Here is a 13,346-nt window from a genome sequence, read left to right as displayed (position 1 = left end):
TGTCAGCCGGCGCTCTCCGCCGCCACCGCCTGCGCCGAGGCGTTGCGGATCCGGCAGTAGAACGCGGCCATCTCCTCGTCGCTGCCCCGGTAGCGCCACGGCAGCGCGTCGACGTGGCCGTCGACCAGGCGGAACTGTTCGAGCGCGGCGGCGTCGCGGTTCTGGAGGGCGAGGTAGTACGCGAGGAGGTGGCGCAGCTCCGGCAGGCGCGGGTGGGTCTGGTCGGCCGCGGCGGCGTCGGCGAGACCCGCGTCGACCCGGCCGATCATCGTGGGTGTGCGGTCCACCTCGCTGTCGTCCGACTGGTCGTGCTCGAAGTGCGCGATCAGCGGCAGCACCGTGAGGAGGCTGCCCAGCGGCGCGTTCGCCGCCGCCCGCTCGGCGAAGTCCGTCGCCAGCTTCTCCGAGCCCCGCCATTTCGCGCACCAGTACTGGAGCGCCATGTAGTGCGCCTCGTAGTGGTGCGGGGCACGCGCGGTGATCTCCGTCCAGAGCCGGTCCATCTCGGCGTGCGGGTAGCCGAGGCCCAGGGCGACGGTGATCTCCGTGACGTACGGCGTGGGGTCGTCGGGGTTCAGCGCGGCGGCCCGCGCGATCTCCTCGCGGGAACGTTCCAGCATCCGGTGGAAGCCCGCGAACTGCTCGCCGGTCGTGTACTGGGCGCGCTTGGCGCCCCGCATCTGCCCGGCCAGGATCACCGTGCTGCGGGCGCGGACGACGGCCGCGTCCGGGTCGTCGGGCCGGTCGGCCTCCCAGGCGAGCAGCCACTCGTCGTCGTCGGCGGCGATCCCGCCGAGCAGGCCGGTCGCCCAGGAGCGGCGGTCCCAGTCCCGGCCGATGTCGTGCAGCAGCTTCGCGGCGGCCTTCCAGTCGCCGCCGCGCACGGCGGCGAGCGTCGCGTCGACGGCCGCCGGCAGCGGACCGGCGTACTGGGTGTTCTGTCGTTCGGCGGGGAGCAGTCCCAGCGCCTCGGCGGCGTCCGGGTCGGCGTCGCCGCTGGGGCGGAAGAACTCCTTGAGGAAGACCCCGGCCAGCCACAGACCGATCAGGAGGGTGGGCACGGCCAGGACGGCCAGTATCCACAGCAGTACGGTCATCGCGGGGCGTCCGTTTCTCGCGCGGCGGGGCCTTGGGGGGCGGAGGGCAGCAGCGCGCGCAGCGGCCCGGTGTCCGGATGGTCGGCGACCGCCGCTCCGATCGCGGCGCCGAGGTCGGCCTCGGTGCCGTCCGGTGCGGGCGGCAGGTGCACCATGGCCGCGTCCGCCCAGGAGAACTCCCAGCGCAGCCGGGAGTGGGCGCTCAGCTCGGCGAGCACCATGGTCTGGAGCCCGTCCGCCAGGGCGGGCCGGACGAACTCGCGGAAGGCCCGCCCCTTCGCCTCCGCCGCCTGGTCGGACACCGGCAGCCGCCGTGCCAGCTGCCACAGCTGACCGTCGTCGATCACCTTCAGCAGCCCCCGCAGGGACGGGTGCTCCTTGGTGTACATGGCGAGTGCCCGGTGCAGGGCGGTGTCGGCGGAGACGAAGTTCGCGGCCATCGAACCGTCGAGCAGTTCCTGCCAGTCGGCGGTGCGGGCGAACCGGAGCACGTCGTCGGTGAGGACCGCGTCCTCCAGCTCCGCCAGCGTCCGTTCCGGGTCGGCGAGCAGCGTCAGTGCGGCGCCCCTCGCCTCGTCGGCACGGCCGTCGGCGGGCAGCGCCTCGATCCGGGCGACACGGTCGGCGATCGGCGGGTGCGAGTCGTACGGCGACGACGGCTCGCTCGGCAGGTCGGTGCGCAGACCGACGAGTTCGAGCTGGCGGGCGGTGAGCATCCGGCCGAACCCGCCGAAGAACTCGCCGCGCGGCGGCAGCAGTCGGGCCTCGGAGCCGAGGGTGGCGTAGCTGTTCATGTAGAACCCGAACGCGGCGGACAGCGCCGGGATCTCGCGCAGCGCCGAGGCGGTGGCGTCGCGTCCGGCGATCCGGGCGGCCGCGGCGTCGGCGGCGTACTCCTGGCGGCGTGAACCGGCGAGCGTGGCCCGGAAGTAGAGGTGGGCGTAGGCGACGTAGATCCGCGCCATGAGCCGGTACGTGAAGCCCGAGTGGCGGGTGTCGATCTCCTTGGTCTTCTTGCCCTTGGCCGCGGCCTTGGCGTTCTTCTTCTCCTGCCTGGCCTGCTCGCGTCCGGCGGTCTTGTCGGCCCGCTCCTCGAAGGTGTCGATGGTGCGCAGCACCTGGGCCCGGCCGCGCGCGGTGATGGCCGCGAGGCGGGTGTCGGAGTTCGAGTAGTGGCCCAGCTCATGGGCGAGGACCGCGCGCAGTTGCGCCTCGGTCAGGCCCTGGAGCAGCGGTACGCCGAGGTAGAGGCGGCGCCGGCCGGGCAGCAGGCCGAGCAGCCGGGCGTCCTCGCTGACGGCGGCGTTGACATCGGGCGTCAGCAGGATGCGGGTCGGGGCGCGGGTGCCGACCTGGTCGGCGAGCTCCCGCACGGTGCGCCACAGCGTGGGCTCGTCGACGTCGGTCACCGCGAGGCCGGGCCGCTCCTCGCCCTTCGGGGTCCGCAGCATGAACAGGCCGCGGATCAGCGGCAGGGCCAGGAGTACGGAGACCACGTACAGCTTGAGTGCCACGCCGGACGGCGCGTGCAGGTACAGCAGATAGTCGGCGCCGGCGAGCGCCGCGAGCAGGATGACGCCGAGCAGATAGAAGCCGGCGAGCAACACGAGAGCGCGCAGCGCGCGCAAGGTTGCGCCCATCGGGCAGTTTCCCCCCACGATGTGATCGCGAACGATCACAAAATCAACTAAATCGGTCGGCCTGGGACGTGTCCATGACCAAAAGGTGAGGGGGCGGAGTATTTCTCAAGGGATGTGAAGGTGGCAAGGCCTTTCTGGAGGGGCTGCCAGGAGGTGCGGCTTCCACGGGCCGGGCGGCGTGCGTGGGGTGCGTGGCCCGGCCCCGGGCGTCAGTGCAGCAGCGTCGCCGGGCTGCCGCCGTTCGCCTCGTAGCCCGCGACCGCCAGGGCCCGGTATATCGCGTAGTCCGAGGCGGGCTCGGAGGCCAGCGTCCAGGGGAGGGCGCCCACATGGCCGTCGACGTGCACGAGCTGGTTCATGGCCTCGGCCCAGCGCTCGGCGCGGACCAGGAAGAAGATCAGCAGATGGCGCACATGCGCCAGCATCGGGTCGTCGGGCCGGGCCGAGTGCACCGCGTACAGCGCGCCGTGCATCGCCTTGGTGACGACCTCGCTCTCGTAGAAGCCCTGCACCACGATCACCTCGGGCAGGTGCTCGAACACCGCGAACAGCGGCATCGCCGCCAGCAGCGACCCCTGCGGCGCGCGCGCCGCGGCCGCCTCGGCGAACGCGTACGCCTGCTCGCGCGAGCCGTGCCACTTCTCGCACCAGTAGTGCAGTGCGGCCAGATGCGCGCCCATGTGCGCCGGCGCGCGGTCCAGGATCCTCAGCCAGAGCTGCTCGAACTCCTCGCGCGGGTAGCCGAGTCCACGCGCGACCGACAGCTCGATGATGTACGGGATCGGGTCGCCCGGGGCGAGCAGCGCCGCGTCGCCGCACGCCGACCTCGCCTCCTCCATGATGATCCGGAAGTCGTCCGTGCCCGGCGTCGCCGTCCGCCACGCCTGCTGCACCAGGAACTCCGCGTGCACCGCGGCGCCGCCCGCGTCCTTGGGGGCCTCGGTCCGCCACACCCGCAGCCACTGCCCGCCCGGCGAGTCGCTCACCCCGCCCGGCCGCTGCGCCAGCTCCAGCGAGGCCGCGCCCGCGAACGCCTGCACCCGCTGCCAGCGCACCTCGCCGTCCGCCTCGGTCCCGGCCAGCAGCTGCTGCGCCGCCCGGTAGTCCTGGGTGCGCTGCACCACGTCCAGCACGTCCAGCAGATCCTGGTCGGGGCCGGGCATCCGGACGTCCAGCAGCTCCTGCCGGACGAACCCGTAGTTCGCCGGATCGGCCGCGTCCGGGTGCCCCGCGTGCACCTGCTGAATACCGGCCCGCCTGCGCGCCATGATCGGCCACACCACCATGCCGATCATGAGCAGCGCCATCAGCCCCCAGAGAATCTCCATACGCCAAGGGTTCCAGACACCACCGACAAATGGCGAACGAGGCCGGGGGGCGGGGCGCCCGCCGGAGGCGCGGGGGTGCTGGCCGGAGCTGCGGGGTGTCCGTCGGGGGCGCGGGGGTGTTGCCCGGAGCCGTGAGGTGCTGGCCGGAACCGCGGGGCGTCCGCCCGAGCCGCAGCGGTAGTGATGGGGGCCGCGGGGCGTCCGCCCGAGCCGCAGGGTGTCGGCCCGAGTCGCAGCGGTACTGGCGGAGTCACAGGGTGCCGGCCCCAGCCGTGGGGTGCCGACTGGAGCTGCGGAGTGCGGGCTGGAGCCGCGGAGTGCGGGCTGGAGTCGCCGGGCGGCTGCCCGAGCCGCCGCCGGGTGTCCGCCCGAGCTGCGGGGTGTCCGTCGGGGCCGCAGGGGTTCTGGGGGAGTCGCCGGGTGCTCGCCGGAGCCACCGCGCGCCCCTTGCCCGTCGGACGACATACCCTCGGGGGCATGAGCGACAGCTACACGCACTTCGAGACCCTCGCGATCCATGCCGGCAACACCGCGGATCCCCTCACCGGCGCGGTCGTCCCGCCGATCTACCAGGTCTCGACCTACAAGCAGGACGGCGTAGGCGGCCTGCGCGGCGGCTACGAGTACAGCCGCAGCGCCAACCCCACCCGCACCGCGCTGGAGGAGAACCTCGCCGCCCTGGAGGGCGGCAGCCGCGGCCTCGCCTTCGCGTCCGGACTGGCCGCCGAGGACTGCCTGCTGCGTACGCTCCTCAGCCCCGGCGACCACGTGGTCATCCCCAACGACGCGTACGGCGGCACGTTCCGCCTCTTCGCGAAGGTCGTCTCCCGGTGGGGCGTGGACTGGTCGGTGGCGGACACCAGCGACCCGTCGGCCGTCCGGGCCGCCATCACCCCGAAGACCAAGGCGGTCTGGGTGGAGACCCCCTCCAACCCGCTGCTCGGCATCACCGACATCCCGGCCGTCGCGCAGATCGCCCGCGAGGCCGGCGCCAAGCTCGTCGTCGACAACACCTTCGCGACCCCCTACCTCCAGCAGCCGCTGGCGCTCGGCGCGGACGTCGTCGTGCACTCGCTCACCAAGTACATGGGCGGCCACTCCGACGTCGTCGGCGGCGCCCTGATCGTCAGCGACCAGTCCCTCGGGGACGAACTGGCGTACCACCAGAACGCGATGGGCGCGGTCGCCGGGCCGTTCGACTCCTGGCTCGTGCTGCGCGGCACCAAGACGCTCGCCGTCCGCATGGACCGCCACAGCGAGAACGCCACGAAGATCGCCGACATGCTGACCCGCCACCCGCGCGTGTCCCGCGTCCTCTACCCGGGCCTCCCGGAGCACCCGGGCCACGAGGTCGCCGCCAAGCAGATGAAGGCGTTCGGCGGCATGGTGTCCTTCCAGGTCGAGGGCGGCGAGGAGGCGGCCGTCGCGGTCTGCGACCGCGCCAAGGTGTTCACCCTCGGCGAGTCCCTCGGCGGCGTCGAGTCCCTGATCGAGCACCCCGGCCGGATGACGCACGCCTCGGCCGCGGGCTCGGCCCTGGAGGTCCCCGCCGACCTCGTCCGCCTCTCCGTGGGCATCGAGAACGTCGACGACCTGCTCGAAGACCTCCAGCAGGCGCTCGGCTAGTTTCCGCCGGCCGCGCTCACCAGCCGGTCACGGGTGGGGTCGTCGTGGACGGCGGCTCCACCCAGGGGTGGGCCATCGACGCCCACACGGCGAACGCGACCACGGCGGCCAGCAGCACCAGCCACATCACGCGCCGGGCCGTCGTCCGGCGCCGCAGCATGCGGCCGCCCCGCCGCACCGCGTCCGCGCACAGCTCGGGCGGCACCGGCGGCGGCCGACGGTCCAGGATGTGGCGTACGGCGGCCTCCCGCTCCCGCAGGTTCATGACGGTGCCACCTCCACCACCGGGGGGACGGGCTTCTCGCGCCGCGGATGCAGGACCGTCGCCATCGCCCGCAGGCAGATCGCCCGGACACGTTCGGCGGGCATCCCGAGCAGCGCCGCCGTCTGTTCCTCCGCGACCCCCTCGTACAGCCTGAGGACGAGGACCAGCCGCTCCTGCGGACCGAGCGCCCTCAGCACACCACCGGGCGGAGGTCGGAAGAAACCGTGGTGGTGCCAGACCCCGCGCTCGAAGCGGAGGGCCAGCTCACGGCGGGTCCGGTCGTAGGGGTCCTCGCCGCGCAGACCGTCCCAGACGGCGTACGTGTGGGCGAGGGCGTGCGTGAGCAGCCGCCGCGCGCGCGGATTGTCGTCCGGCGGCTCCGCCGTGAGCAGGGTGGCGGTTTGCAGCAGCCGCCCCGCCGCACCCGCGACGAACGCCTCGAACTCCCTGTCCCTGCGGGAGGCTTGGGCCACATTCCGTTCGCGCACCGCGCCTCCCCCTGAGGCCGACCTGAGCAGGCGGGCCCGGCCACGCACGACGGGGCCCGATCTCATATGAGGCCAGGAGCGGGCGCCCGGTCAAGACTCGGGCGGTACACAGTCGGGCGGCGCCCAGCCTGGCGGCACCGAGGACGGACGCGCGGGTGCGCGCGCGTACCCGCGACCGGTACGGCCCGGTGCTCAGGACGGCGACGGCGCCTCGGGGGCGGAGGCCATACGGGCCGAGAGCGCGGTGTTGAACCGGGTGAGGAGGGAGCAGAACGCCTCGCGCTCCCCGGGCGCCCAGTCCTGGGTCAGCTCGGCCATCAACTGGCGCCGGGAGGAACGCACCTCCTCGAGGCGGGAGAGTCCGCGCGGGGAGAGCTGGAGGACCACCGCGCGGCCGTCCTCCGGGTGCGAGGTGCGCTTGACGAGACCGGTGTCCACGAGGGGCGCCACCTGCCGCGTGACCGTCGACGAGTCGATCCCCATGCTCGCCGCGAGCGCCTTGACGCCCATCGGCCCCTCCTTGTCGAGGCGGTTGAGCAGCAGGTACGCGGCGCGGTCCATGGAGTTGCGCACCTGCCCGACACCGCCGAGCCGCGTCTGTTCGGCACGGCGCGCGAAGACCGCGACCTCGTGCTGCAACGTGTCGAGAAGACCGGTGTCACCGACGGTCGTCATGTCCATCGACATTTCAGGTGTTGTGGGCATGGCCAAAGGCTCAATTCATGCGTGGGGCGCTGGTGGTGGGGGACAGAGTACGCGGACCGGGCGCGGGGTGTACCGGCGCCGCTGAAACCCGTCCCGCGCCTTGGTCACACCCGCGTCCCGACCCTGTGAACTGCGAGACTGGTGCCATGAGCTACAGCACGGCTGACTCCTTGCCGGGGGTGACGCTCGACGACGTGCGAGGCGCCCAGAAGATGTTGACGGGCATTTCACGTGTCACCGCAATGGAGGGCAGCAGGCATCTTTCGCAGCTCGTCGGCGCGCCGGTGCACTTCAAGTGCGAGAACCTCCAGCGGACGGGTTCGTTCAAGCTGCGCGGCGCGTACGTGCGCATCGCGGGCCTGCTGCCGGAGCAGCGCGCCGCCGGAGTGGTCGCGGCGAGCGCGGGCAACCACGCCCAGGGCGTCGCGCTCGCCTCCTCCCTGCTCGGTGTGCGCTCCACGGTCTTCATGCCGAAGGGCGCGCCCCTGCCGAAGATCAGCGCGACCGAGGAGTACGGCGCCGAGGTACGCCTGCACGGCACGGTGGTCGACGAGACGCTGGCCGCCGCGCAGGAGTACGCGGCCGGTACGGGCGCGGTGTTCATCCATCCCTTCGACCACCCCGACATCATCGCGGGCCAGGGCACGGTGGGCCTGGAGATCCTGGACCAGTGCCCCGAGGTGCGCACGATCGTCGTCGGTATCGGTGGCGGCGGGCTCGCCGCGGGCATCGCCGTCGCGGTGAAGTCGGTACGGCCCGACGTGCGGATCATCGGTGTGCAGGCGGAGGGCGCCGCGGCGTACCCGCCCTCGCTGGCGGCCGGCAGGCCCATGGCCGTCACGAATCCGGCGACGATGGCCGACGGCATCAGGGTCGGCCGGCCCGGCGACGTGCCGTTCGAGATCGTCGCCGACCTGGTCGACGAGGTCCGCACCGTCTCCGAGTACAACCTGTCCAGCGCCCTGCTGCTCTGCCTGGAGCGGGCCAAGCTGGTCGTGGAACCGGCCGGCGCCAGCCCCGTCGCGGCCCTGCTGCGTGAACCGGGGTCCTTCGAGGGGCCGGTCGTCGCGGTGCTCTCCGGCGGCAACGTCGACCCGCTGCTGATGCAGCGCATCCTGCGCCACGGCATGGCCGCCGGTGGCCGCTACCTCCAGGTCCGCCTCCGGCTGACCGACCGCCCCGGCGCCCTCGCCACCCTCCTCGGGGTGCTGTCGGCGGCGGACGCCAACGTCCTCGACGTCAGCCACGTCCGGACCGACCCCCGGCTCGGCCTCACGGAGGTGGAGGTCGAACTGCACCTGGAGACGAGGGGCCCGGCCCACTGTGTCGAGGTCGGCAACGCCCTCCGCGAGGCGGGCTACACGGTCATCGACTGACGCCCCGCTCGGCGAAACCCCAGGTCACGCTCCCTTGTGTCACTCGTTCGGGGAAGTCCATTGAGAGACGCGATACATCGCGTTATGGTGTGTGTCATGCCACCGGTGCGGCACAAGTCGCGTCCGCCCCGGCGCGGAACGAAACGTACAAACCTAGGCTTTGCGAAGGAACCCCGACGACGTGGAGAAATCACATGCCAGGCGCCATCCATGCCGAAGGTCTGGTCAAGACCTTCGGTGACGTCAGGGCTCTGGACGGTGTCGACCTCGATGTACCCGAGGGCACCGTCCTGGGCCTGCTCGGGCCGAACGGCGCGGGCAAGACCACCACCGTCCGCTGCCTCACCACCCTGCTGCGCCCCGACCGGGGTACCGCGACGGTCGCGGGCATCGACGTCCTCAAGCACCCCGACGCCGTCCGCCGCTCCGTCGGCCTCTCCGGCCAGTTCGCCGCGGTCGACGAATATCTGACCGGCCGTGAGAACCTCCAGATGGTCGGCCAGCTCTACCAGATGCGGGCCAAGGCCGCGAAGGCCCGCGCGAGCGAACTGCTGGAGCAGTTCCACCTCGCCGACGCCGCCGACCGCACCGCCAAGACCTACTCCGGCGGTATGCGCCGCCGTCTCGACCTGGCGGCCGCGCTCGTCGTCTCACCGCCGGTGATGTTCATGGACGAGCCGACCACCGGCCTCGACCCCCGCAACAGGCAGCAACTGTGGGACGTCATCAAGCAGTTGGTCTCCGGCGGTACGACCCTCCTGCTCACCACCCAGTATCTGGAGGAGGCCGACCACCTCGCGCACGACATCGCCGTCGTCGACCACGGCCGGGTCATCGCCCGCGGCACCTCCGACCAGCTCAAGGCCCGCACCGGCGGTGAGCGCGTCGAGGTCGTCGTGCACGACCGCGAGCACATCCCGACCGCCGTCGAGGTGCTGAACGGCTTCGGCAAGGGCGAGACGACGGTCGAGCAGCACACCCGCCAGCTCACCGTGCCCGTCACCGGCGGCGCCAAGCTGCTCGCCGAGGTCATCCGCGAGCTGGACACCCGCGGTATCGAGATCGACGACATCGGACTGCGCCGCCCCACCCTGGACGACGTGTTCCTCTCCCTGACCGGCCACACCGCCGAGGTGAGGGCCGAGGCCGAGACGGACGGCGAGGCGGTCGACGCCAAGGGGCGCGGGCGCAGAAAGGAGAGCGCGACGTGAGCACCATGAGCGATTCCCTGGTCATCGCCCGCAGAAATCTGATCCGGATGAGCCGGATCCCGGAGATGGTCATCTTCGGGCTGATCCAGCCGATCATGTTCGTGGTGCTCTTCACGTATGTCTTCGGCGGCTCGATGAACATCGGCGGTTCCACCGACCCGGACGTCTACAAGAACTTCCTGATGGCCGGCATCTTCGCGCAGACGGTCACCTTCGCCACCGCGGGCGCGGGCGCCGGTATCGCCGATGACATGCACAAGGGTCTGATCGACCGTTTCCGTTCCCTGCCCATGGCGCGCGGCGCGGTACTGACCGGTCGCACCATGGCCGACCTCGTGCAGACGGCGCTGACCCTGCTCGTTCTGGCGGCCGTCGCGCTCGTCGTGGGCTGGCGCCCCGGCTTCGCGGAACCCACCAACTTCGGCAAGGTCATGGCGGGCTTCGGCCTGCTGTTGCTCCTCGGCTACGCCTTCACCTGGATCGGCGCTCTGATCGGCCTGACCGTCCGCACCCCCGAGGCGGCCACATCGGGGGGCCTGATCTGGCTCTTCCCGGTGACCTTCATCTCCAACGCGTTCGTGGACTCCTCGCAGATGGCGTCCTGGTTGCAGCCGATCGCCGAGTGGAACCCGTTCAGCGCCACCGTCCAGGCCTGCCGCACACTGTTCGGCGACCCGGGCGTCTCCCCGTCCGACGCCTGGCCGATGGCCCATCCCGTCTGGGCCTCGATCATCTACTCGGTCGTGATCATCGCGGTCTTCCGCACGCTCGCGGTCCGCAAGTACCGCCGAGCCGCCGGCTGATCATGGTGGTCCGGGCGGGCGGGGTGGGCCGACGGGCGGCTAGTTGATGATCTCGGCGCGGTCGTCCAGGCGGATCGCGGCGAGCCGGTCCCGCCACATCTGGAGGGCTTCGGGGGTCAGTCGCGTCCAGTCGGTGACCTCGCCGACGATCCGGAGCGGGTCCCTGCTGCGATAGGAGCGGGTGGGATTGCCGGGGAACTTCTTGTCGGTGACGTTCGGGTCGTTCTCGAAGTCCCCGGTGGGTTCGACGACATACACCCGCGGGGTTCCCTCACCGGCGGCGAGTTCGGCGGCGAGCCCCGCCCCGTCGCGCAGCGCGGTGAAGTAGATGTGGTTCATCACGATCTCGGGCCGGTAATTGGAGCGGAAACCGGCGGTCAGGTGATCCCCGACGTTCAGCTCGGCCTTCGTACCGTGGTAGAAGGGCCCCTCGTCCAACGCCTCATTCATCGGCCCAGGTTAACAACCGGCGGAGAGGCGCCGGCGGCCCCGAGCAGCCCTCCGGCGGCCATGACGAGGCCCCCGGCGCCGGAGGGCGCAGGGGGCCGCGTGGGCCAGCCGGGGGCCGGGGGTGACCGGAGGCGGCGGCGCGGTCGCGCGGGCCGGCTCCGGTGCCGATCAGCTCTGGTAGGGCTCGGCCTTGAGGATCCGCACGGAGGCGAGCTTGCCGTTCGGCAGCTCGTACTGGGCGTCCTCGCCGACCTTCTTGCCGAGCACGCCCGAGCCGAGCGGGGACTGCGGCGAGTAGGTCTCGATGTCCGAGCTGGCGTACTCGCGGGAGGCGAGCAGGAACGCCAGGGTGTCGTCCTCGTCGCCGTCGAAGGCGATCGTCACGACCATGCCGGGCGCCACCGCGCCGTCCGCCGACGCGGGTGCCTCGCCGACCTTGGCGTTCTCCAGGAGCTGGGTCAGCTGGCGCACACGGAGCTCCTGCTTGCCCTGCTCTTCCTTGGCCGCGTGGTACCCGCCGTTCTCGCGCAGGTCGCCCTCCTCGCGCGCGGCCGCGATCTTGGCTGCGATCTCCGTGCGCGCAGGACCAGACAGGTACTCCAGCTCGGCCCTGAGCTGGTTGTACGCCTCCTGGGTCAGCCAGGTGACGTTCTCGCTGGTCTGGGTCACAGGTGCTCCTCGTAGGTACTGGGAATACAAAGCATCGCCCTACCCAGAAGAATGTTCCTTCATGAGTGGGCGAAACCACGAGCCTAACAATTCAGCGGCCCCAGGGGGAGGACATAAACCACAAGCATTACGTCACCGCAGATCAGCGCGTTGTTCCGGGCGTCACACGCTGGAGGTTCCGAGCGGATCAGCCGACGTGGCAGCCGATGAGTTCCGCCGTGGCGCCGCGGGAGGTGGTCTGGAGGGTGACGACCTCGTCGATGTCGGTGGTGGCGGCGTCGAAGCGGAAGTCGGCGCGGCCGACCTCGGCACCGTTCTCCGCCTGGGAGCGGACCGTGCAGTAACCCTCGACACCGGCGTCCTTGTCGCCCGTGAGGTGCACCTTCACCGACTTCGCGGACGTCTCGAACGTGTAGATCTCGACGCTGATCCTGTTCCCGGCGACATAGTGGTAGGCGAACCAGCCGACGAGGACGAGCAGGGCCGCGCCCAGGACGGCGCCGATGACCTTGAGCTTGCGGTCGGCGCGCTGGTCCGCGGAGCGGCCGTAGCGGCCCTCGGGCAGCTGAGTGCTCGCCGTACTCATGATCGTCCTCTCGGAGTGGGCCGGAACACGGTCCCCCACGGGGGTCCAAGGTCCGGACCGGGAATATCCCGCCCCCCGATTCGGTCACTATAGAAGCCTCCCGCCCAGCGCCTGACGGCCGCCCCGACGGGGGTGTCCGCGCGGGACGGCAGTATGGACTCACCGGATCGCGCCGGGCCGAGTCACCGAAGTACAGGCCGGGCGCCGACTGACGAGGGAATGAGTCTTGACTGACCAGCTGCGACTGATGGCCGTGCACGCACACCCCGACGACGAGTCGAGCAAGGGTGCGGCCACCATGGCGAAGTACGTGTCCGAGGGGGTGGACGTGCTGGTCGTGACCTGCACGGGCGGGGAGCGCGGCTCCATCCTCAATCCGAAGCTCCAGGGCGACAAGTACATCGAGGAGCACATTCACGAGGTACGCAAGAAGGAGATGGACGAGGCCCGCGAGATCCTCGGCGTCGAGCAGGAGTGGCTCGGCTTCGTCGACTCCGGTCTCCCGGAGGGCGACCCCCTGCCTCCGCTTCCCGAGGGCTGCTTCGCCCTGGAGGACGTCGACAAGGCGGCCGGTGAGCTGGTCAGGAAGATCCGGGCGTTCCGTCCCCAGGTGATCACCACCTACGACGAGAACGGCGGCTACCCGCACCCGGACCACATCATGACCCACAAGATCTCGATGGTGGCGTTCGAGGGCGCGGCGGACACCGAGAAGTACCCGGAGGACGCCTACGGCCCGGCGTACCAGCCGCAGAAGCTGTACTACAACCAGGGCTTCAACCGTCCCCGCACCGAGGCCCTGCACAACGCCCTGCTGGCCCGCGGCCTGGAGTCCCCGTACGGGGACTGGCTCAAGCGGTGGGACGAGTCGGACCACCGGAACCGCACCCTGACCACGCACGTCCCGTGCGCCGAGTTCTTCGAGATCCGTGACAAGGCCCTCATCGCCCACGCCACGCAGATCGACCCCGACGGCGGCTGGTTCCGCGTCCCGATGGAGATCCAGAAGGAGGTCTGGCCCACCGAGGAGTACGAGCTCGCGAAGTCCCTCGTGGACACCTCGCTCCCGGAGGACGACCTCTTTGCGGGCATCCGCTAGCCC

At 71.4% G+C, this 13,346-nt stretch carries 14 protein-coding genes; 5 read left to right on the top strand and 9 right to left on the bottom strand.

Annotated features, from left to right (window positions below):
* Nucleotides 1-2: 2 nt before the first annotated feature.
* The 3 genes from SMA5143A_RS15120 to SMA5143A_RS15110 form a co-directional block, all read right to left on the bottom strand.
* Nucleotides 3-1,097 (bottom strand): hypothetical protein, encoded by a 1,095-nt coding sequence (locus tag SMA5143A_RS15120; RefSeq protein ID WP_107463436.1) that lies wholly within the window; start codon nucleotides 1,095-1,097, stop codon nucleotides 3-5.
* A complete protein-coding gene (locus SMA5143A_RS15115) occupies nucleotides 1,094-2,737 on the bottom strand; it encodes a M48 family metalloprotease (protein ID WP_107463435.1) in 1,644 nt (547 codons plus the stop codon). Before SMA5143A_RS15115 ends, SMA5143A_RS15120 begins: the two co-directional genes overlap by 4 nt.
* Before the next feature lie 209 nt (nucleotides 2,738-2,946).
* Complete coding sequence (locus tag SMA5143A_RS15110; RefSeq protein ID WP_107463434.1) at nucleotides 2,947-4,065, bottom strand: hypothetical protein; 1,119 nt, start codon at nucleotides 4,063-4,065, stop codon at nucleotides 2,947-2,949.
* A gap of 477 nt (nucleotides 4,066-4,542) precedes the next feature.
* On the opposite strand from SMA5143A_RS15110, the gene SMA5143A_RS15105 reads away from it, so the two are divergent.
* The gene (locus SMA5143A_RS15105; RefSeq protein WP_099967193.1) at nucleotides 4,543-5,691 is read left to right on the top strand and encodes a cystathionine gamma-synthase; all 1,149 of its coding nucleotides are present in this window, start codon (nucleotides 4,543-4,545) and stop codon (nucleotides 5,689-5,691) included.
* A 16-nt stretch (nucleotides 5,692-5,707) separates the two neighbouring features.
* Here the strand turns inward: SMA5143A_RS15105 and SMA5143A_RS15100 are convergent, their stop codons facing one another.
* From SMA5143A_RS15100 to SMA5143A_RS15090, 3 genes are all read right to left on the bottom strand, one after another.
* A complete protein-coding gene (locus SMA5143A_RS15100; protein WP_107463433.1) occupies nucleotides 5,708-5,956 on the bottom strand; it encodes a hypothetical protein in 249 nt (82 codons plus the stop codon).
* Entirely contained in the window at nucleotides 5,953-6,444 is a 492-nt protein-coding gene (locus SMA5143A_RS15095) for a sigma factor-like helix-turn-helix DNA-binding protein (RefSeq protein WP_181361861.1), read from the bottom strand. The genes SMA5143A_RS15100 and SMA5143A_RS15095 overlap by 4 nt, the downstream gene beginning before the upstream one ends.
* Before the next feature lie 192 nt (nucleotides 6,445-6,636).
* On the bottom strand, nucleotides 6,637-7,131 hold the full coding sequence (locus tag SMA5143A_RS15090; RefSeq protein ID WP_180303777.1) for a MarR family winged helix-turn-helix transcriptional regulator: 495 nt from the start codon (nucleotides 7,129-7,131) through the stop codon (nucleotides 6,637-6,639).
* Nucleotides 7,132-7,295: 164 nt separating this feature from the next.
* Between SMA5143A_RS15090 and ilvA the strand changes: the two genes are divergently transcribed.
* The 3 genes from ilvA to SMA5143A_RS15075 all read left to right on the top strand — a co-directional run bounded on the left by ilvA (nucleotide 7,296) and on the right by SMA5143A_RS15075 (nucleotide 10,539).
* Entirely contained in the window at nucleotides 7,296-8,525 is a 1,230-nt protein-coding gene (gene ilvA / locus SMA5143A_RS15085) for a threonine ammonia-lyase (RefSeq protein ID WP_107463432.1), read from the top strand.
* 194 nt (nucleotides 8,526-8,719) lie between these two features.
* The gene (locus SMA5143A_RS15080; RefSeq protein ID WP_107463431.1) at nucleotides 8,720-9,736 is read left to right on the top strand and encodes an ATP-binding cassette domain-containing protein; all 1,017 of its coding nucleotides are present in this window, start codon (nucleotides 8,720-8,722) and stop codon (nucleotides 9,734-9,736) included.
* Between the two features lie 5 nt (nucleotides 9,737-9,741).
* Nucleotides 9,742-10,539 (top strand): ABC transporter permease, encoded by a 798-nt coding sequence (locus SMA5143A_RS15075; RefSeq protein ID WP_107463469.1) that lies wholly within the window; start codon nucleotides 9,742-9,744, stop codon nucleotides 10,537-10,539.
* Between the two features lie 39 nt (nucleotides 10,540-10,578).
* Here the strand turns inward: SMA5143A_RS15075 and arr are convergent, their stop codons facing one another.
* The 3 genes from arr to SMA5143A_RS15060 all read right to left on the bottom strand — a co-directional run bounded on the left by arr (nucleotide 10,579) and on the right by SMA5143A_RS15060 (nucleotide 12,244).
* Nucleotides 10,579-10,989 carry an NAD(+)--rifampin ADP-ribosyltransferase gene (gene arr, locus SMA5143A_RS15070; RefSeq protein WP_107463430.1) on the bottom strand — a complete coding sequence of 137 codons (411 nt, stop codon included), beginning with the start codon at nucleotides 10,987-10,989 and terminating at the stop codon, nucleotides 10,579-10,581.
* A 168-nt stretch (nucleotides 10,990-11,157) separates the two neighbouring features.
* Nucleotides 11,158-11,658 (bottom strand): transcription elongation factor GreA, encoded by a 501-nt coding sequence (gene greA / locus SMA5143A_RS15065; RefSeq protein WP_099967197.1) that lies wholly within the window; start codon nucleotides 11,656-11,658, stop codon nucleotides 11,158-11,160.
* 187 nt (nucleotides 11,659-11,845) lie between these two features.
* Nucleotides 11,846-12,244, bottom strand: coding sequence for a DUF4307 domain-containing protein (locus tag SMA5143A_RS15060; protein ID WP_107463429.1), 399 nt, complete (start codon nucleotides 12,242-12,244; stop codon nucleotides 11,846-11,848).
* A 247-nt stretch (nucleotides 12,245-12,491) separates the two neighbouring features.
* Between SMA5143A_RS15060 and mca the strand changes: the two genes are divergently transcribed.
* The gene (gene mca / locus SMA5143A_RS15055; protein WP_181361864.1) at nucleotides 12,492-13,343 is read left to right on the top strand and encodes a mycothiol conjugate amidase Mca; all 852 of its coding nucleotides are present in this window, start codon (nucleotides 12,492-12,494) and stop codon (nucleotides 13,341-13,343) included.
* The last annotated feature ends 3 nt before the right edge of the window (nucleotides 13,344-13,346 follow it).

It is taken from the genome of Streptomyces sp. MA5143a, from assembly GCF_900290235.1.
GTDB lineage: Bacteria > Actinomycetota > Actinomycetes > Streptomycetales > Streptomycetaceae > Streptomyces.
The sequence above is the reverse complement of the archived record's forward strand: the minus strand, read 5'-3'. Positions and strand labels throughout refer to the sequence as shown.

Excerpts from the sequence above, each read along its gene's own strand:
- SMA5143A_RS15120 (WP_107463436.1), bottom strand. The coding sequence starts at position 1,097 with ATGACCGTACTGCTGTGGATACTGGCCGTCCTGGCCGTGCCCACCCTC.
- SMA5143A_RS15115 (WP_107463435.1), bottom strand. The coding sequence starts at position 2,737 with ATGGGCGCAACCTTGCGCGCGCTGCGCGCTCTCGTGTTGCTCGCCGGC.
- SMA5143A_RS15110 (WP_107463434.1), bottom strand. The coding sequence starts at position 4,065 with ATGGAGATTCTCTGGGGGCTGATGGCGCTGCTCATGATCGGCATGGTG.
- SMA5143A_RS15105 (WP_099967193.1), top strand. The coding sequence starts at position 4,543 with ATGAGCGACAGCTACACGCACTTCGAGACCCTCGCGATCCATGCCGGC.
- SMA5143A_RS15100 (WP_107463433.1), bottom strand. The coding sequence starts at position 5,956 with ATGAACCTGCGGGAGCGGGAGGCCGCCGTACGCCACATCCTGGACCGT.
- SMA5143A_RS15090 (WP_180303777.1), bottom strand. The coding sequence starts at position 7,131 with ATGTCGATGGACATGACGACCGTCGGTGACACCGGTCTTCTCGACACG.
- ilvA (WP_107463432.1), top strand. The coding sequence starts at position 7,296 with ATGAGCTACAGCACGGCTGACTCCTTGCCGGGGGTGACGCTCGACGAC.
- SMA5143A_RS15080 (WP_107463431.1), top strand. The coding sequence starts at position 8,720 with ATGCCAGGCGCCATCCATGCCGAAGGTCTGGTCAAGACCTTCGGTGAC.
- SMA5143A_RS15075 (WP_107463469.1), top strand. The coding sequence starts at position 9,742 with ATGAGCGATTCCCTGGTCATCGCCCGCAGAAATCTGATCCGGATGAGC.
- arr (WP_107463430.1), bottom strand. The coding sequence starts at position 10,989 with ATGAATGAGGCGTTGGACGAGGGGCCCTTCTACCACGGTACGAAGGCC.
- SMA5143A_RS15060 (WP_107463429.1), bottom strand. The coding sequence starts at position 12,244 with ATGAGTACGGCGAGCACTCAGCTGCCCGAGGGCCGCTACGGCCGCTCC.
- mca (WP_181361864.1), top strand. The coding sequence starts at position 12,492 with ATGGCCGTGCACGCACACCCCGACGACGAGTCGAGCAAGGGTGCGGCC.